Here is a 24,408-nt window from a genome sequence, read left to right on the forward strand (position 1 = left end):
CGAATGAGACAATCTATACCACCGATTACAAAGAATTTACTTATTATAAACGGTTTGTTCTTTCTAGCGACTTTTGTTTTTAGCACAAAAGGAATCGATTTGAGAGTGATTTTAGGTGCTTTTTATCCAGAATCTCCCAACTTCAAATTTTGGCAAATTTTGACGCATATGTTTATGCATGCCGATTTTTCACATATTTTGTTTAACATGTTTGCATTGTGGATGTTTGGTTCTGTGGTTGAACAAACTTTTGGACCAAAAAAATTCTTGACGCTTTATTTGTTAGCTGGTTTAGGAGGTTTTATATTGTTTAATGCAGTTAATTACTTTCAAATAGAGCAGTTAAAAGATGCTGTTCAAACGCAAGGAATAGGTTTTAGTCAAATTTATGAAGCTGCAAAATTAAATATGCAAGGTGGATATCATACGAATTCAATTATTCAAAATAACCAAGCTGCGTCAGAACTTTTGACAAATTATGTAACACCAATGGTTGGTGCTTCTGGTGCTATTTATGGTTTGTTATTGGCTTTCGCGGTTTTATATCCAGACGAAAAATTAATGTTAATCTTTTTCCCAGTTCCTGTAAAAGCAAAATATTTTATTCCAATTATGGTATTAATTGAGTTTTATATGGGATATCAAAACATTGGAAATGTAGCTCACTTTGCACATTTAGGAGGTGGATTGATTGGCTTCTTGTTAACAAGACATTGGAAAAAGAATTTATATAGATGGAATTAAGAAATGGCAAATAATATCTTAGACGATTTAAAATTAAAATATTCATCAGGAAATAGCGCAACAAAATTAATTTACGTTAACGTTGTGGTGTTTTTTACATTGTTAATTGTTGATTTTGTTCTTCGAACGGTAGCAAATTCTACGATTACAACAACAGGTTTGTTTGCTTTGTCATCTTTCGATGATTTGATTGTAAGACCTTGGCAAATCCTAACATATTCTTGGTTACATGGCAATCTTTTTCATTTGATAATGAATATGGTTTTGTTGTATTTTGTTGGACAAATGTTTTTGCAACAATTTCAAAACCGAAATTTAGTTACATTCTATATTTTTGGAGGGATCGCTGGCGGAATTTTCTTTTTATTGTTTCAGAACGTTTTCAATTATTCACATTTATTAGTTGGTGCTTCGGCAGCGGTTTACGCAGTTTTTTTTGCTATGATTTCGTATAATCCGAAAATGCCTGTTCGTTTGTTGTTGATTCCTACTTCATTTCCATTATTGTATGTTGGTTATGTATTTATCGCTTTTGATGTGTATAATATTATAGCTAATCAAAACGCGGGTGGTAGTATTTCACATTTGGGAGGTGCTATTTTTGGTTATCTTTATATGAAACAATTTGAGAGAGGAAATGATTTTTTAGGCAATTTTATTTTCAAAATAGAGGAGTTATTTAAGAAAAAAGAGAAATCAACTTTCAAAACATATAAAAATATTTCTTCAACTTCTTCGCGATCAAATGTTCCGAAAGATGATTACGATTTTAATCATCAAAAAGTTGAAAAACAAAAGAAAATTGATGTAATTTTAGATAAGATTTCTCGTTCAGGTTACGAGAGTTTGTCCAAAGAAGAAAAAGACTTTCTGTTTAGAGAAGGTAGGTAAAATGAGTATAATCAGTAAGTTTAAACTAAATTATTTCAATCGTTTAGTACTAACAATTAATATCGTTTTTTTGTTAGTGGCTTATTGTGTCTATTTAAATAAAATTTTTACGCCTACAGAAATTCCATATTTTAACTTTATTTCGATTGGTTTTCCAATATTATTTGCATTTGGAGCAATGTTTTTACTGTATTGGTTACTGTTTAGCTGGCGACACTTTTTGTTAATTTTAGTTCTTTCAGCCGGATTATTTTACCCAATTTATCTTTCATATCCAATTGTACAATTCAATAAAGTTAAAGATAAAAAAGCTGATTTATCTGTATTGACATATAATGTACATGGTTTTAAAGAAGAAGGAACAAAAGAACTTTTGATTAAGAATAAGGCAGATATTATGCTGCTTCAAGAAGCGTATGAAGGTCAACAGAAAAGTCTAAAAAATAAAGAATTCAAAAATTACTATTCAGAATTTTATGGTTTATTGACAATTTATAGTAAATATCCTATTATTCAAACCAAAAAAATAACGCCTGATGATAATGATGAATTGAATGGTCTTGCCGCATATGCAGATATCGATTTAGGGAATGATACGATTCGTGTAATTAATGTTTATCTTGAACCAATGTACATTGATAAAGCGATGGTAAAAGAAATTATTCAATCCGATGATTCGCGAACTGCCGAAATTTCGAGTCGAAAAGTTGAGTTAAAATTGGTGCAAGGAATGCAAAAACATCAAAAACAGTTAGAAGCGATTATTCCATATATCACATCTTCACGTTATCCAGTTATTTTGGGAACGGATCTTAATTCGACTCCAGTTTCGTACGAATATGAGAAGTTAAAAAAATATCTTCACGATTCTTATATAGAAGTTGGAAAAGGAAATGCGACAACTTTTCATGGATTTAAATTTCCAATTAGAATTGATTATTTATTTCATTCTAAATTATTTAAACCTATTGAGGCACATGTTATTCGAAAAAAATTCTCGGATCATTATCCAGTAGCTGTAAAATATAAAATTTCAGAATAAATTTTTTCTATATTTATTCAATAATCAATCAAAATGAACCAGAAAGAAAGCTTTATTCAAGAGATACAAAGTCGTTATTCTTTTAAAAACGATAAAATAATTTTAGGCAAAGCCAAATTAGATGGCGAAATTGTAGAAGAAGTTGAAATTTCAGTAGCATTAAAAACAATGAATCGTCACGGATTGATTGGTGGAGCAACTGGAACAGGGAAAACAAAATCTTTGCAGATTATCGCCGAGCAACTTTCTCTGAAAGGTGTTCCAACTTTGTTGATGGATATCAAAGGAGACTTATCTGGAATTGGAGCTGCTGCAAATTCGGAAGATAAAAATGCGCAAGAAAGAATGGAGGCGCTTAATTTACCTTTTGATCCGCAAGCTTCTCCTGTCGAGTTTTTGTCTATTTCTGATGAACCAGGTGCAAAACTTCGTGCAACTGTAAGTGATTTTGGTCCAATTTTATTCAGTAAAATTTTGGAACTGAATGAAACACAAGAAAGTATTATTTCAATTATATTCAAATATTGTCAAGATCGTAATTTACCTTTGATTGATTTGGAGGATATTCGACGTGTTTTGCAATATGTGACAGATTCTGATGAAGGAAAATCTGAATTAAATTCGAATTATGGAACAATTGCGCCAGCTTCTTTGGGAGCTATTTTGCGCAAAATTGTTGCATTAGAACAGCAAGGTGCAACAAAGTTTTTTGGAGAACCAAGTTTTGATGTTCAGGATTTATTGAAAACGAAAGACGGAAAAGGAATTGTAAATATTATTCGTTTGATTGATATTCAAAATCAACCTAATTTATTTTCAACTTTTATGTTGAGTTTATTGAATAAAATTTATTCTCAATTCCCTGAATCTGGAGATTCTGATAAACCGAAATTGGTGATTTTTATTGATGAAGCACATTTGATTTTTAAGGAAGCTACGAAAGCTTTGTTGAATCAAATTGAAACAATGGTAAAATTAATTCGATCAAAAGGTGTGGGATTATATTTTGTAACGCAAGTTCCTGGAGATGTTCCTGATGCAGTTTTGAGTCAATTAGGTCTTAAAGTTCAACATGCGTTAAGAGGTTTTACTGCGAAAGATCGTAAAGAAATAACAAAAGCAATTGAGAATTATCCGACAACTACCTATTATAAAGCAAGTGAAGTAATCACTCAATTAGGGATTGGAGAGGCTTTTGTGACTGCTTTAGACGAAAAAGGTATTCCAACTCCTTTGGCTTATACATATATGCGAGCGCCAAATTCGAGAATGGATATCTTGACTTCAAATGAAATCGATACGATTACCTCAAACTCAGATTTAGTGACAAAATATGCGACAGATATTGATCGTGAATCTGCAAATGAAATTTTATCACAAAAATTAGAACAACAAAAAAATATAGAGAAACCTGTTCCAAAAGCAACTTCAACAAGAAGTATTCCTAAAGAAAAAAATTGGACAGATAATCCTGTTGTGCGTGATGTAAGTCGTACTGCAACTCGAAAATTGATGGATTTTGGAATGAAAATGTTAACTAATTTTTTAAAAGGAAAAAAATAAGCACGTGTACGCGATTTTAGATATAGAAGCGACTGGCGGAAAAGTGGGGGAAGAGTCAATCATAGAGATTGCGGTGTATAAATATGATGGAAAAGAAATTGTCGATCAGTTTATATCATTAGTTAATCCCGAAAAAAAGATTGATCAATATGTACAAAGGTTAACGCATATTTCAGATAAAATGGTGTTGACAGCGCCTAAATTTCACGAAGTAGCAAAACGTATAGTTGAGATTACAGATGATTGTATTTTAGTTGGACATAATGTAATGTTTGATTATAGAATGCTAAAACAAGAGTTCGATCGTTTGGGATATAATTACGAAAAAGAATGGATTGATACGTTCGAATATAGCGAAAAATTGATTCCAGGATTACCTTCATATTCTTTAGGAAAATTATGCGAATCGCTTGGAATTGTAGTGACAGATAGACACAGGGCTTCTGGAGATGCAAGAGCGACAATTTCTTTGTTTAAATTATTGTTAGATAAAGATTCGGAAAAAATAATCACGAAGAAAACAGGTTTAAAACAACCTAAAAAAGCACATTCTAAGTATCAGAAACTGCTTGAAGGTTTACCTAATTCTATCGGGGTTTATTATTTATACAATAGCCGAAAACAACTTATTTATATTTGTCGAAGCAATAATATTGCACGATCTATTAATCAAATTTTTACATCAAAAACTTTAAAAGCTAATAAGCTGAAACGTTATACACGTTCTATAAAATTCGAAGAAACTGGAAGTGGTTTTCTTGCTGCAATTAAAGAAAATAACGAGGTCTTGAATAATCAACCAATGTATAACGTAAAGTTAGTTGAGAATAAAGTTTATCCTTTTGGATTGTATTATTTGGAGTCTAAACGTGGTTATTCGAGATTAGAAATAGGGAAAGTTAGAAAGACACAACCTGTTTTGAAATTTAAAACTAAGGAACGTGCAAAAGAGGTTTTAGAAAAAATCGTTCACGATTATAATCTTTGTCAACAAGTAAATGCTGGAATAAAATCGGATGATTCGTGTTTCCAATATAAAGTAAATAAATGCAATGGAGCTTGTGTAAAAGAGGAATCTAAAGAAGTTTACAATGAACGAATTCAAAGTTTTATTAAAACAACTGAATATCCTTCCGAAACTTTTTTGATTATTGATAAAGGACGAAAAGGAATTGAAAAATCATTTTATTTAGTTGAGAATGGAGAATTTAAAGGATATGGTTATTACGAATATCATCATCAAATAAAAACGTTAGAAAAGATTCATAATATCTTAATTCCGATTAAAGAAACGGAAGAAATAAAAAATATGCTCAAATACTTTTTGTATAAAGTTTCTTCTAATTCTAATCAAATCGTTATTATTGAATAATTAATTCGATTAATATTCTTTAAAAGAAGAAAATATAAATATAAAATAATAAAAAAGCTCAGTTAATATTAACTGAGCTTTTTTTGTATGATTAAATTTTAGACTATTTAATTTCTTTGAAAATTACACGTCTGTTTTCTAAGTTTTTCCAAGCAGGACAGTTTGTAACAGGATTACATTCTGGCCATTTTAAATCAGATTTACCTTTTCCTACAGACGACAATTTAGTTGTGTCAACACCTTTGTTAGCTAAGTAACGAACAACAGAAGTAGCACGTCTTTCAGATAATTTTTGGTTATAATCAACACCACCAGCAGCATCTGTATGACCTTCCACTACGAATTTGAAATCTGGATTTGCTAACAATACCTCAGAAGCATGATTTAATTTTTCATAAGATTGTTCTCTAATGCGATCAGAGTTGTAATCGAATTCAATTCCTTCTAAATAAGCATTAATAGTTGTCGCAACATCTTCACCAGAAATTCTGATTACTTTCTCAGGACAACCACCGTTTGTAGGAGGTCCAGGAATTGTAGGACATTTATCTTCACTATCTGGAATACCATCTCCATCAGAATCTAAAGAACATCCTGATCCGTCTACGCGAATACCTTCTGGAGTCCCAAGACATTTATCCCATTGATCACAAACACCATCACGATCTTCATCAATACATTCGAAAGGAGTTTGTTCTACAGGAGCTTTGTATGCTATAGGAGAAACCCATTGTAATGCATCTTTATGTTTACCAATTTTATAATGTAATCCTAAAGATAATGTAAACATATTATCATCACGACCTTCTTCAACATCTGCTGCTGTCCAATATCCAATTTCTGGTTTTCCTGATCCATCAAATTCTTCGTCACCAGACATTACGTACATTCCACGTAATTCAAGATCTAATTTGTCACTTAATTTATAACGTAAACCAGCTCCTACTTGACCATAAACAGATTTGTCAGATAATTTTTGATCAGTAACTAAACCGTAATCATTACCTGATCCATAAAAATGTTGTCTATAAGCTTTAAAGCCTAATATACCAAAACCTCCATATAAATGCATAGCCCATTTAAATTCAGTTTTATTATCTACTCTTCTTAATAGATTAGATGCGTTAATATCAGCTAAAACAGAAATTCCATTATATTTTGTTTTTCCATGAGCTTTTCCTTGATAAGCATTTCCCCAAGGGGTATTGTCATATATGGTTCCTTTTTGTCTCGTTTGTCCTAATTGATATTGTAAGCTTAGACCAAAAGCATGAGAGATTTGTTTATTGACTTGAAATTGAAAATCATATCCAGGAGTAAAGTATCCTCCGCCCATCCAAGATACTAAGTCTGTATTTTGTAATGCGTTCAATCCTCCAAAAGCAGAAATAGACCAATCATTAAATTCCTTTTTACTATTGTTGAATGGTTTTTCATCGTACTTGGTCTGCGCACTAGCACATACCGCAGCACCTAAGATTAATAAAGATAAAAGTTTTTTCATAGGTTAGAATTATTTTTATAACTAATATAAAGCATATCTTAATATAATTTTACAAAACTAATGAATTAATAGTTAATATCTTAATAAAAAGATAAACTTTTGATAAATTCTCTTGAGTAAATTTGAGGATGAGGAATTTTTAAATAATTGCAATTAATTAAAAGCTTATTATAGAATAATATATCAATATCTATTAAGCGATCAACGTAAATTTCATTTTCTTTAGGTTGAGAATAGATTCTCCCCATTTTTTGTTCAATTTCTTTAATTTTCTTCAAAACCTCAAATGGAGAATAACTTGTATTGATTTCTATTTTCTGATTTAAGAATAAATGATCCGTTGTAAATCCTTCAGCCTTATTTTCAAGAATATTAGATTCTTTTTTTATATTACCTACCTCTTTGTTTATAAGGTTTTTAGCTATTTCTAAATTATTTTTTTTGTCACCTAAGTTTGTACCAAGTAACAAAATGACTATATTTTGCGACATATAGAGCAAAAGTAATAATAAATTAAAAATGAAAAACTTTTTCGGGAGAGTATTCTCAACAATCATAGGAAATCTATTAACGATTAGTGTATTTGTAATACTTCTTATCGTTTTGATATTTGTTTCAGCATTATCTGCTCCAACAAAAAGTGTGAAAGATGGTTCTGTTTTAGAAATTTCGTTAGAAGATCCAATTATGGAAAGTGATATGGATCGTTCCGTTTCTATTTTTGATATGTCAGAAAGTCCAAATGTTTTTTTACAAGATATTATTCATTCAATTGAAGAAGCGAAGAATGATGATAAAATAAAAGGAATTAGTCTGAAATTGGATAAATTTTCTGGTGGAGCTACGCAAGCGACTGATATTCGTAATGCGTTAGAAGATTTTAAAAAATCTGGAAAATTTGTGTATTCATATTCTAATTCAGGAAGTCAGTTGTCATATTATATAAGTAGTGTATCTGATAAAATTTATCAAAATCCTTTGGGTGGAACTTTATTACAAGGTTTGAGTTCTAATATTATGTTCTTCAAAAATGCAGGAGATAAATATGGTGTAGATTTTCAGGTGATTCGTCACGGACAATTTAAGAGTGCTGTAGAGCCTTATATGAGAACAAATATGTCTGATGAGAATCGTTTGCAATTATCAGAATTATTGAATGATGTTTGGGGTAATGTTTCAAATTCGATTACAAAATCACGTAAAATTTCTCCTGAACAATTTACTACAGTTACAGATAGTTTGTATGCTTTTATTCCAGAAACAGGAAAAGAAAATAAGATTTATGATGTATTGGCTCAAGAAAATGAATATCAAAAAATGTTATTCACAAAACTTGGTCTGAAAGAAGAAAAATCAAAAACTGATTTTGAAGTTCTTGAAAAACATACGATAAAAGTGGAAGATTATTTCGAAACTTTATCAGAAAAATCTGAAAAAGATAAAATTGCAGTCTTATACGCATCTGGAACAATTACAGAAGGAGATGGTTTTGATGGAATCCAATCGAAAACTTATGTGGATGCGATTCGCAAAATCAGTCAAAATGATAAAATCAAAGCTTTAGTTTTACGTGTAAATTCTCCAGGAGGGAGTGCAAATGCATCAGAAGAAATTTTATATGAATTGATGCAATTGAAAACAAAAATGCCAATCGTAGTTTCTTTTGGTGATGTCGCGGCGTCTGGTGGATATTATATCGCACAAGCTTCGGACAAAATTTATGCGCAACCAAATACAATAACTGGGTCTATTGGTGTTTTTGGAATGATACCAAATGCGCAAAAATTATTCAATAATTTCGGATTAGATTTTGATGAAGTAAAAACGAATGCAAATGCAGATCAGTTAAAGTCTTTGACGACACCATTATCACCAACAGCAAAAAATACGATGCAAAAATCAATTGTATTGATTTATGGAAAATTCGTAAATCACGTTGCTACAAATAGAAAATTAACATACGAGCAAGTTGATAAAATAGGTGAAGGACGTGTTTGGTCTGGAACTCGTGCAAAACAAATTGGTTTGGTAGATGATTTCGGAAGTTTAGATACAGCAATAAAAGAAGCAGCTAAATTGGCTAAAATAGAAAAATATTCGACAGAAAATTATCCAAAAAGAAAAGATTCTTTTGAAGAATTTATGGATAATCTTCAAGGAAAAAATACCGAAGCAGCAATTGCAAAAGAATTAGGTTCGGACGGAATCCGAATTTACAAAGAAATAAAGATGATGAATGAGCAAAAAGGTGTTCAAGTTAGGCTACCTTACGATATTCAAATTCAATAAAAATCATAAAAAAGGGTTAAAATATTTTTAACCCTTTTTTATTGTTAAAATCTTACTATTTTAGTAAAAATATTTAGTTGATAATAAAATTAAATTCTCTTTTATAATCATCTAAATTTATTATACTTTTGTACATTCATTTTTAATAATACTGAGACATAATCAACGATGGGATTATTTGATTTTTTCACGCAAGAAATTGCGATTGACTTGGGGACTGCTAACACTTTAATTATCCACAATAATAAAGTTGTAGTAGATAGTCCATCTATCGTCGCTATACATAGAAGAACAAATAAAGTTATTGCTGTTGGAGAACAAGCAAAACACATGCAAGGTAAAACGCATGATGATATAAAAACAATTCGTCCTTTGAAAGACGGAGTAATTGCAGATTTTGAAGCTTCAGAATTCATGTTGACAGAGTTCATCAAGAAAATTCCTGGAATTCAAGGGAAGTTATTTTCACCTTCATTACGAATGGTGATTTGTATTCCTTCTGGAATTACAGAAGTTGAGAAACGTGCTGTAAAAGATTCTTGTGCACGCGTTAATGCAAAAGATGTTCGTCTTATTTACGAACCAATGGCTGCTGCGATAGGTGTTGGAATTGATATCACTCAACCTAAAGGTAACATGATTATTGATATAGGTGGTGGTACTACAGAAATTGCCGTTGTTGCATTAGGTGGTATTGTTTGTGACAAATCTGTGAAAATTGCAGGTGATGTTTTTACAAATGATATTGCATATTACTTAAGAACCCATCATAATTTATATATCGGAGAAAGAACTGCTGAACGTGTTAAAATTGAAGTTGGAGCTGCTGTAGAAGAACTAGAGCATGCACCAGAGGATATGCCAGTACAAGGACGTGATTTGATTACAGGAAAACCAAAAGAAATTACTGTAAATTACCGCGAAATTGCACGCGCATTGGACAAATCAATTTTACGCATCGAAGATGGTGTAATGGAAACGTTATCTCAAACTCCTCCAGAATTAGCTGCAGATATTTACAACACTGGTATCTATATGGCTGGTGGTGGAGCTATGTTGAGAGGTTTAGATCAACGTATTTCTAAAAAAACAGGTTTACCAGTTTTCTTGGCTGATGATCCTTTACGTGCTGTTGTTCGTGGAACAGGTATTGCACTTAAAAATATTGATAAATTCACTTTCTTAATGAAATAGAAGAGTAAAGAGCAATGCAATATATTCTGAATGCGATTAGAAGAAATGGAATGCTATTAATTTTTGTCTTTTTAGAGTTAATTGCGTTGTTTCTTGTCTTTAAGAAAAATATTTATCACGAAACTATTCTTGCTTCTGCAAGCACGTCGTTTACAGGTTATGTGGATGATAAAATTGCGAAGGTGACAAACTTTATTCATTTACCGAGTGCCAATAAAGATTTGATGGACGAAAATGCCTTTTTGCGTGAGCAATTGGTGCATTTAGGTATTAAAGATGCGAAAACTAAACAGTTTTACAAATCGGATACCTTAGGTTATCATCAAACGTATTCTTTTGTACCTACAGAGATTGTAAATAACTCGATTATCAAAACGCAAAACCTTTTGACGATTGATAAAGGAACAAATGATGGAATAGAAAAAGGTGACGGAATCATTACAAATAATGGTGTAATTGGTATTGTAACTTTTGCTGGGAAAAATTATTCTCGTGCAATTTCGTTGTTAAACAAGGATATCAATATCAATGCACGTATCAAAGGAAATCAATATTTTGGGACAGTGAAATGGGATGGAAAAGATCCTCGTTTTGTCCAATTATATGAAATTCCGAAATACATCGAAGTGAAAAAAGGAGATATTATCGAAACAGATGGTAAATCGCCAGTTTTCCCAGAAGGAATTATTATAGGTAAAGTTGTAAGCAAAGGAATTGATGAAACGGGAGAAATGAAAGTTCAAGTAAGATTGAAACAAGATTTCGCCAATTTAGCACAAGCTTATGTGGTCACAAACCTTAATAAAGTTGAAATTCAACAAGTAGAAAAATCAGATACAATAACAAGTCCACAGAATGTTCAATAAAGATTTTTTAATCAATATTATCAAGATTATCGTTTTAGCTTTGTTACAAGTTTTTGTGTTTAATCACATCAACTTTTTAGGAAGTTATCAACCATATATCTATATTGTATTTGTATTATTTTATGCGCCTTATCAAAATAAATATGCCTTACTAATCTTATCATTTATGTTAGGATTAATGATAGATATTTTCGAATACACAGGAGGAATTCATGCTTTTGCATTAACACTTATCGCATTTCTTAGAAATCCAATCATCAAACTTTTGGCAGGAAAACAAGATTACGAAATGGAATTTTTCTCTTTCAATTCGTTCAGTTTTGCGCAATGGTTGTTTTATTTGATTATTCTAATTCTTGCACATCATATTATTTTATTACTTCTTGAGAATTTTAAACCATCAGGAATTGGACCTTTGATGCTAAAAGCATTAATCAGTTCGGGAATAACTTTTGTGTTTGTCTTTATTTATAAAATTTTATTTAAAAATAAAGTTGGAGTATGAAAAAGTTGATGGTTGTTTATGCACTCATCCTGTTTATAGTGTTTCTATTTATAGGACGTTTGGCGTATTTGCAATTATTTACAGATCGTTATACGTTAAATGCATTTAATACTTCGATCAAACAAGAAATCATTTATCCCAATCGTGGTGATATTCTTGATCGAAACGGAAAATTGTTGGTGAGTAATACCTATTCGTATGAATTAGACGTTATTCCAGGGAAATTAATTGACAGTTATGGAGAATATATGAATGGTTTTGATAAACCTAAATTCTCTAAAATGATTGGAATTTCAACACAACAATTTGATTCTATTTTAGATAAAATTGTTACCGCAAAAGATTACAAAAAATTATCTCCATATCCTTTTTTAAAGAATATTTCGCGCGAGAATTTTGCTCGTATGCAAGAGCAATTATATTTGTATCCAGCGTTTAGTATCATCAAACGTCCTGAACGTAAATACATGGTAAATTCTGCCGGAAATATACTGGGCTATATAAACGAAGCCAATCAAGCATATATCAAAACAGATTCAACCTATTATCAACCTGGAGATTTGGTTGGTATTGCTGGTGTTGAGAAATCGTATGAAAAAGATTTGCGAGGAATAAAAGGTGTAAAAAACTGGATTGTAGACCGAACAATGAATGTTGTTGGTCCATATAAAAACGGAGATTATGATCGACCTGTAAAAAGTGGGAAAACAGTTCATTTGACAATTGATTATCGTTTGCAAGAATTGGCGGAACAAATGCTTCAAAATAAACGTGGGGCAATTGTCGCGCTTGATCCTAATAATGGTGAAATTTTGGCTTTAGCATCCGCACCTACAATTAATCCAAACGATTATTTGAATACAAAGTTGAGAAGTGCATTAATCAACGATTCTATTGCTCGTCCAACTTATGATAGAGCTTTACAAGGAACTTATCCTCCAGGTTCTACATTCAAAATGGTAACGGCTTTGGCTGGTTTACAAATGGGAACGATGACAGAAAAAACAACATATGTTTGTAAACATGGTTTCCGTTATGGACGTATGCATATTGGTTGTCACTGTGGAATGTATTATACGCCGCAAGGTTTAGAACATGCAATTGGAAAATCATGTAATAATTATTTTTCTGAAGCTTATCGTGATATTGTTCGTAAAGACCCAAATGATTATAGTGTCGGAATTAATGAATGGGCTTCCATTTTGAATAGTTTCGGATTAGGAAAATTTATGGGAACAGATTTACCTGTTGGTAGCAAAGGTCTTATTCCGACAGCTGAGTTTTACGATAATCGTTTTGGAGAAGGTGTTTGGAATCCTTATCGTATTATCTTTAATGGTATGGGACAAGGAGATATTAATACAACTCCGCTGCAAATGGCAAATTATACGGCGATTATTGCTAACAAAGGTTTTTTCTTTACACCACATATTGTACATAGTATTGATGGAAAACCATTGACGGATTCTACTTATATGGTGAAAAAAAATACATTGGTTGATCCAAAACATTTTGACATCATTCAACGCGGAATGCGTAATGTATTTACAATGGGTACAGCTCGTAGTTTTGATACAAGTTCTTTTGTACAATTTGGTAAAACTGGAACTTCTCAGAACTCTCATGGACAAGATCACTCATTATTTGTATTGTTTGCTCCAGCAGATAAACCAAAAATTGCGATTGCTGCAATTGTAGAAAATGGTTCTTGGGGTACAACTTATGCTGGACCAATGGCGAGTTTGATTGCTGAATTGTATGTAACAGATACAATAAAACGTCCTGCGTTAGTGCAACGTATGAAAAATGGTAATCTACAAGGCGAATATCGTCGTCAATGGATAGATTATCTAAAAAGAAAAGGATTATACGTAGAACCTGTAAAAAAGGATTCTATCGGAAATAAAATAGATAGTTTAAAATTAAAAAAAGATTCAACAAAACTAAAACATGAGCCAAAGCAGATTACTAAAAGGAATTGATTGGGCCGTACTGATCCTAGGGTTTCTGATAGTAACTTTCGGGATTATGAATGTGTATAGTGTCAATCCAGATTTAGGTGTACAACAGCTAATTTGGTTTGGACTTGGGGTGGTGATGATATTGATTTTGATAATTGCGAGTGGAAACAACCGTAATTTTTTCGAAATTTATAGTTCTGTCTTTTATATCATTTCCCTCGTTTTACTCGTCGGAGTTTTGATTGTTGGAAAGGAAATTAATGGAGCAAAAGCGTGGTATCGTTTTGGACCTCTGAGTTTGCAACCAGCCGAATTTGCGAAGATTGGTACAGCTTTGTTGATTGCTAATTTTATCAATCATTCAAACGCAAATCTAAAAGACTTAGGTTTTATAGGAAAAATATTGTTGATTATAGCAATACCAGTAGTTTTAATTCTTTTACAACCCGATTTAGGTTCAGTAATTATTTTCTGTTCATTAAGTATTGCCTTGTACAGAGAAGGACTTAATCCGTGGATAATTTTAGCGCCAATCATATTATTAATCATTTTCTTGATTTCGATTGTACAAATTCCTTTTTATGTCTTACTGATTTTAGGTTTTATAATTCTAACAATTGCGCTACTAATTTTGGCATTTAATTATAATCAGAATGTAGTTGATGCAATGCATGGTGTTTTGATTGGATTGTCAATTTTCTTTTTATTATTGATTGGAATCTGTTATTTAGTAGAAGATTTATCAGAAACAACAAGAGAATCTTTTGGACATTTATTCCCAATGCGTTCCTTATTTTTCTCAGAACCGATATTTTTTAATACAACTTTCTTTGGATTGATTGGATTCTTTATATCAATTATTCCAGTTTTAATTTTAAAATTAACCGAACAAAAAGAAATTAATGATTCACCATTCAAAACACAATCTGGATTAGCTGCAAATGTTCTGAATTTTAGTATTATTGCGTCTATTGTGTTGTTATTATTTGCAAGCACGGTTAGTTTTATTTCTCCGATCATTTTTGAGAAATTACCCAAACACCAAAAAGAGCGTGTGATGGTTTTGTACGAAGGAGAAGCAAAGTATCGTGATACTTCGGGATATAATTTATTGTATGCGAAAACTGCGATTGGTTCGGGCGAATTATATGGAAAAGGTTACAATCAAGGAACTATTAAAAAAGGAAGATTTGTACCAGAACAACAAACCGATTACATTTTTACAGCAGTTGGAGAGGAGTGGGGTTTCATAGGAAGTACAGCTTTGGTAATTGTCTACGCAATTTTTGTTGGACGATTATTTTTCTTAGCCGAACATCAAAAAAATAGATTTGCACGATTTTATGGATATGCAGTCGCCTCTATTTTATTTTTCCATTTCTTTATCAATATTGCAATGGTAATTGGGCTTTTCCCAACAGTTGGTATTCCGCTACCATTCTTTAGTTATGGAGGAAGTTCGTTGTGGGGATTCACTATTCTGATCGGAATTTTCCTAATCATTCATTACAAGAACAGTCAAGGATTTATTTAGAAAATAATTCAATAAAATAAAAAAGCTACATTGAAAATCAATGTAGCTTTTTCGTTATTATTTCGATACTTCTAACTCAGAAATATGATGAACTTTCTTAATTAATTTGTTGTCTTTATCAACCAAAATTAGAGTAGGAGTAGACTCTATTCCAAACTCAGCTGCGATTGGTGAATCCCATCTCAAAAGATCAGTATAATTGTACCAAGGTAAATCTTTTGTAGCGCTATTAAACGCTGTTTGATCGTAGTCTAAAGAAATGGCAACAATTTCTCCGCCTTTTGATTTAAAGTTCTTGTAAAACTCTTTAATATGCGGGATCTCTTGTTGACAAGCAGGACACCAAGAAGCCCAGAAAACAATTAATTTTTGATCTGCTTTGATATCATACAACGATTTTTTTCCGTTAATAGGTTGAGGAAAAGTGATATTTGGAACTTTACTTCCTGCTTGCATAGAAGCGCTTTGTCCTACTTTCTTTTTCAATTGATCTGTTACGTTAGAAGTCAAACCTTTTACTTTATCTACGTATTTTTTATGAAAATTTGCATATTCTTTTTCAGGAACAAAGTTTAAGATAGTTGTCAATACATTTTGACCTCTTGTTGTTTTGATATCTGTTTTAACCAAAATTTCGTCTGTAGCAGCAATTAAATTTCCTTCTACATCTTGATTGTTAGCAACAGCTAATTTTCCATTAATATAAGCAAAAACTAAATCATTAAAGATTCCAGATTGCTCCAATCGTACATCATCTTTTACAAAATGATTTACAATTTCATTTAGGGTTTCAGTATCTTTATTTGTTTGAGCTTTTTGTTTCAAATCATTCAACTCATTAATATAGGTAATTAATGGTGAGAAATTTTCGTTACGTTTCAACTCTTTTATTCGTTTATCTTCTTTTACCATTGCTGTATAAAACTCGTCAGTCGGTTTATACATTTGCATTAAATAAGGAAAAACTTGGTTCTGAATTTCATTTAATGGTTGAAGAGCTAAAACTTTATTGTATTCTTTTTGTGTATTTCCCTCTAAAATTTCAAGCTTAGAAGACATTTCTTGTCCACTTACCGTTTTGAATTTTAGATTTTTGTTATCTGTTAATAACGAAAGATTTTCTCCAGTTGGTAAATCAATACGTACAAAACCATTGTATGCTTTCGGAACTTTTACAGAGAAATTTCCATTGTTGTCAGTAATCGCATTGTTGATTAATTTCATTTCGGCATTCTCGAAAATCTTAACCAAAACAGGTTTGTTAGCATAATTTTCTATTTGTCCAGAAACATTAAATTGGCCAAATACCGAGCTACCTAAAACAACTAATGGTACTATAAATTTATTTTTCATAATTTATTTTGATATAAAAAAAACCTCAATCAAAACGATTGAGGTTTAAAATTATGAATTTATTTTTTAATTAGTTGTCTTTGTCTATAAGAAATTATTCCGGCAATTGTTACCGCTGTAATTACTAATAGAGGAGCATAATCGTCAATAGGAACTTTTCTGGTACCATCCCCATTTCCTGTGTTACCTCCGTTTTCATTACAATCATCCCAACCTGAGTCACAAGGATTTGGAGGTTGAGCGTTAACAGATATATTAATAATGAAAACAAATAAAAAGAATAGGTTAATTTTTAGTAATTTTTTCATAGCTAGGTTTATTTGTTAATGGTTTTTTTAGTTACAGTTTTACCGTCTTTATATACAATCTTAACCACATATACATTTGGAATATTGTTAAGGTTTAATTTATAATCTGAATTTGTAGAAATATTTGTTTTATAAAATATTTGACGGCCTGTTAAATCAAAAATTGCAATATCAGCGGTAGTATTACTTTGCTCAAATTTAACAAACTGACTTCCATTATTTGTATATAAATAGGTAGCTTTTGCACTATTCAAATCATTTGTACCTAGTGTTTTTGGTAATTCATTCCAATAGAATTCAAAACGATCATTAATTTTATCGTCAGCTATAAAAGATAATTCTGTTGTTTCGTTAATATCTATAATTTTGTCTGTAAGTTTATCGTGTAGGAAATATTTTCCTAATTTTAAATCTTTTACTTTATTTAAGATAGAATATTCATATAAATTAAGGTTTAATTGATATTTTTTACCAACTTCCAAATTATTAAACCCAACTCTTAAAGGTTTTCCAACATAATCTTCATTATTAAATGAGTTAGATATAGTTTGTACATTCGTTAATATATTACCTGAGTTATCTTCTTCATAGAAAAATATTGGGTTATCTACAGTGTTTGCTGTTGTTGAGTTACCTGTTTGCATAAAATTTGCATTCAACAAATAAGCAGGACTTCCTTGGATTGTATTTTCTTGACTTAAATACAATTCTAATTGAGTAAAATCGAAATCTGTAACTAAACCTTTTGCTTTTAATTCTTCATTGTTTAATAGACTTTCAACTGAGTTTTTTTCACTTGATCTACTAAAAACACCAGGAAGGCCTCCATCTCCAACAGGAGTAACACCAGAATAATCATATGCGAAAGTTTTATTCGAATCTTTTAATCTTAGATTAGAAGTAACTATACGGCTTCCATTTCCAGAAGCATTTCTATTTAATGTATAATAGTCTACATAAAAAGTTTCATATGGTTTAATCAATAATGCTTGCCAGTTTCCAGTCCAAAAATAATTTGTTCCATTGCTGCTCAAATATGCGCTAACTAAAGTGTTAGGACCTGCTGTACTGGTATTACCATTTTGTTCATTCCACGTTATAGTATAACCATTTGCAATTTTAAAGACTTGGAATCTTAATGAATTCGTGTACACTTCAGTAGGACCTTTATCGTTACCTGATGGTATATTAAATGTAATCCATGACTCTCCAATTTTTACATTAGATAAATCTAAATTTGAAGTATATGGATTTCCGAAACGATGAAGGTTTTTACCATAAAGCTGATTGGCATCATTATTATTGTTTTGGTTACCTAAATAAGTGTCATATGACTGGTTGTAATTATTTATTTTATTTTTCCATTGACCATATGTTAAATCAGCATAATTGGCATTTTTAGCCCATCCTGATTTAATGTTCAATTGAGAAATAGTTTCATTACTCGGAATACCGGCAAGACCAATTTTAGTAGCACTTCCTAAAGCATTTAATGCATTATAAATATTGGTGTTATTTCTCAGGTTTAATAAATATCTTTTATAAGGTTCAATCGTGTAGTTATTATCAACAGCGTCATATTCTGTCTCTCGGGTATCCCAAACCAATAAAGACTGTAAATATCTTTTATTACCACCACAATCTACATTAACAGCACAATCCCCCTTAAAAATATTGTTTGATAAAGAGTTGATAACCTCTTTTGCTGTGATATTTTTAAAAGGCAAAGACAAAACATATTCGTCATTTGCAGTTTGATCCGGTTTTATTCTTTCCATAAGAACTCTACCAGTTACCGAAGTCGTTTGATTTTGATTTATAATCAATTGACCATAATGAGTACTTCCTGTACCAACACCATATCGATTAACAAAGTTTTTACCACTAGTGTTTCCATTTGTAAAACCACCTTGTATTTGGATATTTCCTTCGTTAATTATTTTTTCTGTAGTTCCTCCAGCAACATCTGTAGTAACACTTACATTTCCTCCGTTATAGAATAAGGTATTAGGATTAACCTTTACTACTACAGCATCTTTTATATATGTGTTTTGCGCTGATGCATTATATATCGCACCTAGTGCGAATAAAGCAAGTAGATTCTTTTTCATAAATTATGTTATTTTGGTAGGTTTTTAAAATTAACGAGTAATTTCGTTACAAATATAGTAACTTTTATTAAAAAGTTACTATACAATTAATTATATTATAACTTTCTCTGGTAAATCTTTTATATCATACATTAAATCCGTGAAAATTTCTTCCGAAACAGCTCTCAATCCACGAGCGCCTAATCCCAATTCATTTGCACGATCTACAATCTTATTCAATGTTTCATCCGTGACTACAAGCTCTTTTCCATCTAAAGAAAAAAGTTTTGTATACTGTTTAATAAGAGAATTTTTAGGTTCTGTTAAAATTGCTCTCATTGCTTCTTTGTCCAATGCTTTTAGATAAGTGATGATTGGTAAACGTCCAATTAATTCTGGAATGATACCAAAGTTTTTCAAATCTTGGGCATTTACTTCATCCAACAGGTTTTCAATTTCTTTTTGATCTTCATTTTTGAAACCAATCACATGTTTTTTCAAACGATCTGCAATATGCTTTTCAATTCCGGAAAAAGCTCCTCCCGCTATAAATAAAATATCTTTTGTATTGACTTCTATAAATTTCTGATCAGGATGTTTACGTCCTCCTTTTGGTGGAACATTCACAACTGTACCTTCTAATATTTTTAATAAGGCTTGTTGTACTCCCTCTCCGGATACATCTCTTGTGATAGAAGGATTGTCACTTTTACGCGCAATTTTATCTATCTCATCCACAAAAACAATACCTTTTTCGGCAAGTTCTACATTATAGTCTGCAGCTTGTAAAAGACGTGTCAAAATACTTTCCACATCTTCTCCTACATATCCAGCTTCTGTAAGCACGGTTGCATCAACAATTGCAAATGGAACATTCAATAATTTAGCAATTGTTTTTGCTAATAATGTTTTTCCGCTTCCTGTTTCTCCAACTAAAATAACGTTCGATTTGTCAATCTCAACATCATTTTCTTTGTCTAATAATATTCTTTTGTAGTGATTATAAACTGCAACAGATAATATTTTTTTTGCTTGATCTTGACCTATCACATAATCATCTAAAAACTCTTTAATTTCTTTCGGAGATTTTAGCGTTAATGGTTTTATCAAATCGTTATTTTCGTTAAATTTCGATTCTTCTAAAACTATACCATGAGCTTGTTCTATGCAATTATCACAAATATTACCGTCGATTCCAGACACTAAAATATTTACTTCGTTTCTGCTTTTTCCGCAAAAAGAGCACTTATTTTCTTCCAATTTTTTATACTAATTAAGATGCAAAGGTATTTATTTTCTTCTAGATAGAAAATAAATTATTTGTTAATTTCTATAAATGTAAATTAAATCAAAAAAGTGGATATTTTTGTCCTTATTTAGATTATTGTTTTTTTTTATTTCATTCTTATTGTTTTACAAAATTTTAAGTATTTGTAAACGAAAAAAAGGATACTCAAAATTTTGAGTATCCTTTTTTTGTATTTTTATTGAATTTAAAATTATTTACGAGGCAATAAAACTTCGTCAATCATTCCATATTCTTTTGCTTCTTGTGAAGTCATCCAGTAATCACGTTCACCATCTTTTTCGATTTGCTCGAAAGTTTGACCAGAATGAGTTGCAAGAATATCGTATAATTCTTTCTTCAATTTCAAGATTTCCTTTAATGTAATTTCCATATCAGTAGCTTGTCCTTGAGCACCTCCTAAAGGTTGGTGAATCATCACGCGAGAATGTTTAAGAGCCGAACGTTTTCCTGCTGCACCTGCACATAATAAAACTGCTCCCATAGAAGCTGCCATTCCTGTACAAATTGTTGCAACGTCTGGTTTTACTAACTGCATTGTGTCGTAAATTCCTAATCCTGCATAAACACCACCACCTGGTGAGTTAACATAAATCTGAATGTCTTTTGTCGCATCCACACTTTCTAAGAACAATAATTGCGCTTGAATAATATTGGCAATTTGATCATCGATACCTGTTCCTAAAAAGATGATTCTGTCCATCATCAAACGAGAGAAAACGTCCATTTGTGCAACGTTCAATTTTCTTTCTTCAACGATGTAAGGCGTTGTATTTTGGATGTAACTCTCCATATGTAAAGAGCTAATTCCTTTGTCTAACAGCGCATATTTTTTAAATTCTTCTCCTACGTTTTTCATTATTAAATTTAGATTTTAAATGAAAGGTATAAAGAATTTTTTAGAAGTGATTAAGCTTCTGCTAATTCTTTATTTTTTTCTGTAATAATGTCAACAAACTCGTCAAATGTTACTTCTTTCTCGTTCAATTTTACATTGTTTTTGAAGATGTCTAACATTTTGTCTGTAAACACTTGGTATGATAAACGGTTGTATTCTTCTTGATTCTGTAAAGCAGACATTGCAATTTGTTGTAATGTTTCTTCTGGAATAGAAGTTTGACCGTACATTTTTAATTGATCTTTGATTGCAGCAAAAGCAGCTTCTTTTACTTCCTCAGCATTTACTTCTACATTGTTAACTTCAGCAATTTTAGCTTCGATTAATTGGTAACGTAAACCTTTGTCCATTTTTACCAACTCTTCTTTAGCTTGCTCTTCAGAAGTTACATTTTCGTTAGAAGTGATTAACCATTTTGTTAAAAATTCTGTTGGTAAATCAAATTGAACTGTATCTAATAATTTAGCTACAACATCATTGATAATTTGTTTGTCAGATTCTTTGTTGTACATGTTTTCTGACTCTTCTTTGATTTTGTTACGGAAAGCTTCTTCTGAATCTACAGCTCCTTCTCCATAAACTTTATCAAATAATTCTTGGTTAACTTCAGCTTTTTCAGCTTTGTTAATTTCTTTGATTGTATACGTAACGTTAGTTCCTTCTTCAGAAACTTCTGTGTTCAATTGTTGTGCAGCTTCTTCAGCAGTGTCAAAAATATCGTTAGAATTTACTTCTACAACATCACCAGCTTTTTTACCGATAAATGCAGAAGCATCTTTCAATTCTTCTAAACGGATAAATGTTGGTTTAGCTTCTTGTCCTTCTACAGCAGCTTCTACTTTCAATACAGCTTCAGCTTCAGCTTCAGTTAAAGATTTTAATGATCCAAAACGAGCAGCGAAATTATCTACATATTTTTGGATTTCGTCGTCAGCAACTTTTACTTTGTAGCTTTCAACTTCTACTTTAGATAAATCAACATCAAATTCTGGTGCTAATCCTAATTCGAAATCAAATGATAATTGATCAGCATCCCAATCAACATCTTTCATTACTGGAACTGGATTTCCTAAGATTGTTAATTTTTCTGTGTTGATGTATTCAGATACACTTTTTTGTAAAATTTCGTTAACTGTATCAAAAATAACAGCTTGTTCGTATTGTTTTTTTACAAAACTCATTGGAACTTGTCCTTTACGGAAACCTTTGATGTTAGCTGTTTTTCTGTATTGGTTTAATACATCAACTACTTTTTCTTGATAATCTGCCTTATCAACAGTTACAGTTAATACTGCGTTTAATTTGTCTGTTGTATTTTTAGTAATATTCATCTACCTTAAATTTGGAGTGCAAATGTATAAATTATTAATGATTTTTAATAGTAAAAAGTAATATTACAATCAATTCATTCACTATAAATTAACAATTCGGATGGAATCTTATCAAATACTTGATATTTTGATTTTAGATGGAATGATTGAATTGATTATTTACTACTTTTCTGAGGTGATATTTTCAACAATTAAGCCATTTGATTTTTGCTGACACAATGACATAAAAAAATCCAGAATATACGTTCTGGATTTTCAATATTTCGAAAATTTAATTTCTTATAATTCTCCGTAATTTGCGTAAGATTCGTCAAAAACAAAATCCTCCATAAATTTAGTTGTGTAGTTACCCGCGATAAAATCTGGATTATCCATCAACTGTAAGTGGAAAGGGATTGTAGTTTTGATACCTTCGATATAGAATTCTCCTAACGCACGTTTCATTTTTGCTATTGCTTCTTCACGCGTTTGTGCAGTAACAATGATTTTTGCAATCATAGAATCGTAATTTGGTGGAATTGTATATCCAGCATAAACGTGTGTATCAACACGAACACCGTTACCACCAGGAATATTAATATTTGAAATTTTCCCTGGAGAAGGGCGGAAGTCGTTATAAGGATCTTCTGCATTGATACGACACTCGATAGAATGTCCGTTTGGATAATAGTTTTGACCAGAGATTGGCTCACCATCCGCTAACATAATTTGTTCACGAATTAAATCGAAACCTGTTACTTGCTCAGTAATTGGATGCTCTACTTGGATACGAGTATTCATTTCCATAAAGTAGAAATCTCCGTGTTTGTCAACTAAGAATTCAATTGTGCCAACACCTTCATAACCTATATATTCACAAGCTTTAACTGCTGCATCTCCCATACGTTGACGTAATTCGTCTGTCATGATTGGAGAAGGGGTTTCTTCTGCTAATTTTTGATTACGACGTTGAATAGAACAGTCACGTTCTGATAAGTGACAAGCTTTACCGTTTTGGTCACTTGCAACTTGAATCTCGATATGACGTGGTTCTTCGATTAATTTTTCCATATACATTCCGTCGTTACCAAAAGCTGCAGCAGCTTCTGTACGAGCAGATTCCCATGCGTGTAATAAATCTTCTTCTTTCCAAATTGCACGCATACCTTTACCACCACCACCGGCAGTAGCTTTCATCATAACTGGGTATTTAATTTCGCGCGCAACTTCTAAGGCTTGCTCATAGCTTTCTAATAAACCATCAGAACCTGGTACTACAGGAACACCAGCTTCTTTCATAGTAGCTTTCGCATTGGCTTTATCTCCCATACGCTCGATATTTTCTGCAGAAGCACCGATGAATTTGATTCCGTTAGAAGCACAGATTTTAGAAAAAGTTGAGTTTTCAGATAAAAACCCGTAACCTGGGTGAATAGCATCCGCGTCAGTAATTTCTGCAGCCGCGATGATGTTAGCCATTTTTAGGTACGAATCTTTACTTGGAGCAGGACCAATACACACAGCTTCGTCAGCGAAACGTACGTGTAATGAAGTCTCGTCTGCTTTAGAGTAAACGGCAACCGTTTTGATTCCCATTTCTTTTGCAGTACGTATAATACGCATTGCAATTTCACCTCTATTAGCGATTAATATCTTTTTAAACATAATTTTTTAGATG

Annotated in this window: 20 protein-coding genes; 11 read left to right on the forward strand and 9 right to left on the reverse strand. The window is 31.5% G+C overall.

The genetic code is table 11. From position 1 onward, the window contains the following. Positions 1-3 precede the first annotated feature (3 nt). From N5D46_RS02645 to N5D46_RS02665, 5 genes are read left to right on the forward strand one after another with little or no spacing between them, the layout of a single operon-like run. Positions 4-744, forward strand: a complete 741-nt coding sequence (locus N5D46_RS02645) for a rhomboid family intramembrane serine protease (protein WP_125348696.1) — start codon at positions 4-6, stop codon at positions 742-744. A 3-nt stretch (positions 745-747) separates the two neighbouring features. Then, complete coding sequence (locus N5D46_RS02650) at positions 748-1,635, forward strand: rhomboid family intramembrane serine protease (protein WP_280049118.1); 888 nt, start codon at positions 748-750, stop codon at positions 1,633-1,635. A 1-nt stretch (position 1,636) separates the two neighbouring features. Next, positions 1,637-2,677 (forward strand): endonuclease/exonuclease/phosphatase family protein, encoded by a 1,041-nt coding sequence (locus N5D46_RS02655; RefSeq protein ID WP_052217546.1) that lies wholly within the window; start codon positions 1,637-1,639, stop codon positions 2,675-2,677. Between the two features lie 33 nt (positions 2,678-2,710). After that, a complete protein-coding gene (locus N5D46_RS02660; RefSeq protein ID WP_125348700.1) occupies positions 2,711-4,240 on the forward strand; it encodes a helicase HerA-like domain-containing protein in 1,530 nt (509 codons plus the stop codon). A gap of 4 nt (positions 4,241-4,244) precedes the next feature. Continuing rightward, positions 4,245-5,612, forward strand: a complete 1,368-nt coding sequence (locus N5D46_RS02665; RefSeq protein ID WP_280049119.1) for an exonuclease domain-containing protein — start codon at positions 4,245-4,247, stop codon at positions 5,610-5,612. A gap of 103 nt (positions 5,613-5,715) precedes the next feature. Here N5D46_RS02665 and N5D46_RS02670 read toward each other — a convergent pair whose 3' ends face one another. Then, the gene (locus N5D46_RS02670; protein ID WP_280049120.1) at positions 5,716-7,116 is read right to left on the reverse strand and encodes an OmpA family protein; all 1,401 of its coding nucleotides are present in this window, start codon (positions 7,114-7,116) and stop codon (positions 5,716-5,718) included. Positions 7,117-7,196: 80 nt separating this feature from the next. Next, entirely contained in the window at positions 7,197-7,586 is a 390-nt protein-coding gene (folK, locus tag N5D46_RS02675; RefSeq protein WP_280049121.1) for a 2-amino-4-hydroxy-6-hydroxymethyldihydropteridine diphosphokinase, read from the reverse strand. Positions 7,587-7,635: 49 nt separating this feature from the next. On the opposite strand from folK, the gene sppA reads away from it, so the two are divergent. The 6 genes from sppA to rodA all read left to right on the forward strand — a co-directional run bounded on the left by sppA (position 7,636) and on the right by rodA (position 15,465). Further along, positions 7,636-9,405 (forward strand): signal peptide peptidase SppA, encoded by a 1,770-nt coding sequence (sppA, locus tag N5D46_RS02680; protein WP_280049122.1) that lies wholly within the window; start codon positions 7,636-7,638, stop codon positions 9,403-9,405. A 168-nt stretch (positions 9,406-9,573) separates the two neighbouring features. Then, the gene (locus N5D46_RS02685) at positions 9,574-10,599 is read left to right on the forward strand and encodes a rod shape-determining protein (RefSeq protein WP_019975837.1); all 1,026 of its coding nucleotides are present in this window, start codon (positions 9,574-9,576) and stop codon (positions 10,597-10,599) included. A gap of 14 nt (positions 10,600-10,613) precedes the next feature. Then, entirely contained in the window at positions 10,614-11,465 is an 852-nt protein-coding gene (gene mreC, locus N5D46_RS02690; RefSeq protein ID WP_115001503.1) for a rod shape-determining protein MreC, read from the forward strand. Continuing rightward, positions 11,455-11,970, forward strand: coding sequence for a rod shape-determining protein MreD (gene mreD / locus N5D46_RS02695; protein ID WP_115001501.1), 516 nt, complete (start codon positions 11,455-11,457; stop codon positions 11,968-11,970). Before mreC ends, mreD begins: the two co-directional genes overlap by 11 nt. Further along, the gene (locus tag N5D46_RS02700; RefSeq protein WP_280049123.1) at positions 11,967-13,952 is read left to right on the forward strand and encodes a penicillin-binding transpeptidase domain-containing protein; all 1,986 of its coding nucleotides are present in this window, start codon (positions 11,967-11,969) and stop codon (positions 13,950-13,952) included. The genes mreD and N5D46_RS02700 overlap by 4 nt, the downstream gene beginning before the upstream one ends. Continuing rightward, on the forward strand, positions 13,921-15,465 hold the full coding sequence (gene rodA / locus N5D46_RS02705; protein WP_280049124.1) for a rod shape-determining protein RodA: 1,545 nt from the start codon (positions 13,921-13,923) through the stop codon (positions 15,463-15,465). The genes N5D46_RS02700 and rodA overlap by 32 nt, the downstream gene beginning before the upstream one ends. A gap of 57 nt (positions 15,466-15,522) precedes the next feature. On the opposite strand, the gene N5D46_RS02710 is transcribed toward rodA, so the two are convergent. The 7 genes from N5D46_RS02710 to accC all read right to left on the reverse strand — a co-directional run bounded on the left by N5D46_RS02710 (position 15,523) and on the right by accC (position 24,395). Beyond that, positions 15,523-16,818 (reverse strand): TlpA disulfide reductase family protein, encoded by a 1,296-nt coding sequence (locus tag N5D46_RS02710; RefSeq protein ID WP_280049125.1) that lies wholly within the window; start codon positions 16,816-16,818, stop codon positions 15,523-15,525. Positions 16,819-16,877: 59 nt separating this feature from the next. Then, positions 16,878-17,126, reverse strand: a complete 249-nt coding sequence (locus tag N5D46_RS02715; RefSeq protein ID WP_125348717.1) for a hypothetical protein — start codon at positions 17,124-17,126, stop codon at positions 16,878-16,880. Positions 17,127-17,134: 8 nt separating this feature from the next. Next, the gene (locus N5D46_RS02720) at positions 17,135-19,237 is read right to left on the reverse strand and encodes a T9SS sorting signal type C domain-containing protein (protein ID WP_280049126.1); all 2,103 of its coding nucleotides are present in this window, start codon (positions 19,235-19,237) and stop codon (positions 17,135-17,137) included. A 90-nt stretch (positions 19,238-19,327) separates the two neighbouring features. Then, on the reverse strand, positions 19,328-20,476 hold the full coding sequence (gene clpX, locus N5D46_RS02725; protein WP_038331992.1) for an ATP-dependent Clp protease ATP-binding subunit ClpX: 1,149 nt from the start codon (positions 20,474-20,476) through the stop codon (positions 19,328-19,330). A gap of 239 nt (positions 20,477-20,715) precedes the next feature. Then, on the reverse strand, positions 20,716-21,381 hold the full coding sequence (gene clpP, locus N5D46_RS02730; RefSeq protein ID WP_038331995.1) for an ATP-dependent Clp endopeptidase proteolytic subunit ClpP: 666 nt from the start codon (positions 21,379-21,381) through the stop codon (positions 20,716-20,718). A 50-nt stretch (positions 21,382-21,431) separates the two neighbouring features. Next, positions 21,432-22,751 carry a trigger factor gene (locus tag N5D46_RS02735; RefSeq protein WP_280049127.1) on the reverse strand — a complete coding sequence of 440 codons (1,320 nt, stop codon included), beginning with the start codon at positions 22,749-22,751 and terminating at the stop codon, positions 21,432-21,434. Between the two features lie 279 nt (positions 22,752-23,030). Beyond that, on the reverse strand, positions 23,031-24,395 hold the full coding sequence (gene accC, locus N5D46_RS02740) for an acetyl-CoA carboxylase biotin carboxylase subunit (RefSeq protein WP_038332000.1): 1,365 nt from the start codon (positions 24,393-24,395) through the stop codon (positions 23,031-23,033). Between the last annotated feature and the right edge of the window lie 13 nt (positions 24,396-24,408).

The sequence above is a fragment of the Empedobacter sp. GD03865 genome (genome assembly GCF_029840775.1).
In the GTDB taxonomy this organism is placed as follows: domain Bacteria; phylum Bacteroidota; class Bacteroidia; order Flavobacteriales; family Weeksellaceae; genus Empedobacter; species Empedobacter falsenii_B.

What these genes read in the sequence shown, in the direction of transcription:
- N5D46_RS02645 (WP_125348696.1), top strand. Translation starts at nt 4, where the DNA reads ATGAGACAATCTATACCACCGATTACAAAGAATTTACTTATTATAAAC.
- N5D46_RS02650 (WP_280049118.1), top strand. Translation starts at nt 748, where the DNA reads ATGGCAAATAATATCTTAGACGATTTAAAATTAAAATATTCATCAGGA.
- N5D46_RS02655 (WP_052217546.1), top strand. Translation starts at nt 1,637, where the DNA reads ATGAGTATAATCAGTAAGTTTAAACTAAATTATTTCAATCGTTTAGTA.
- N5D46_RS02660 (WP_125348700.1), top strand. Translation starts at nt 2,711, where the DNA reads ATGAACCAGAAAGAAAGCTTTATTCAAGAGATACAAAGTCGTTATTCT.
- N5D46_RS02670 (WP_280049120.1), bottom strand. Translation starts at nt 7,116, where the DNA reads ATGAAAAAACTTTTATCTTTATTAATCTTAGGTGCTGCGGTATGTGCT.
- sppA (WP_280049122.1), top strand. Translation starts at nt 7,636, where the DNA reads ATGAAAAACTTTTTCGGGAGAGTATTCTCAACAATCATAGGAAATCTA.
- N5D46_RS02685 (WP_019975837.1), top strand. Translation starts at nt 9,574, where the DNA reads ATGGGATTATTTGATTTTTTCACGCAAGAAATTGCGATTGACTTGGGG.
- mreC (WP_115001503.1), top strand. Translation starts at nt 10,614, where the DNA reads ATGCAATATATTCTGAATGCGATTAGAAGAAATGGAATGCTATTAATT.
- mreD (WP_115001501.1), top strand. Translation starts at nt 11,455, where the DNA reads ATGTTCAATAAAGATTTTTTAATCAATATTATCAAGATTATCGTTTTA.
- N5D46_RS02700 (WP_280049123.1), top strand. Translation starts at nt 11,967, where the DNA reads ATGAAAAAGTTGATGGTTGTTTATGCACTCATCCTGTTTATAGTGTTT.
- rodA (WP_280049124.1), top strand. Translation starts at nt 13,921, where the DNA reads ATGAGCCAAAGCAGATTACTAAAAGGAATTGATTGGGCCGTACTGATC.
- N5D46_RS02710 (WP_280049125.1), bottom strand. Translation starts at nt 16,818, where the DNA reads ATGAAAAATAAATTTATAGTACCATTAGTTGTTTTAGGTAGCTCGGTA.
- N5D46_RS02715 (WP_125348717.1), bottom strand. Translation starts at nt 17,126, where the DNA reads ATGAAAAAATTACTAAAAATTAACCTATTCTTTTTATTTGTTTTCATT.
- N5D46_RS02720 (WP_280049126.1), bottom strand. Translation starts at nt 19,237, where the DNA reads ATGAAAAAGAATCTACTTGCTTTATTCGCACTAGGTGCGATATATAAT.
- clpP (WP_038331995.1), bottom strand. Translation starts at nt 21,381, where the DNA reads ATGAAAAACGTAGGAGAAGAATTTAAAAAATATGCGCTGTTAGACAAA.
- N5D46_RS02735 (WP_280049127.1), bottom strand. Translation starts at nt 22,751, where the DNA reads ATGAATATTACTAAAAATACAACAGACAAATTAAACGCAGTATTAACT.
- accC (WP_038332000.1), bottom strand. Translation starts at nt 24,395, where the DNA reads ATGTTTAAAAAGATATTAATCGCTAATAGAGGTGAAATTGCAATGCGT.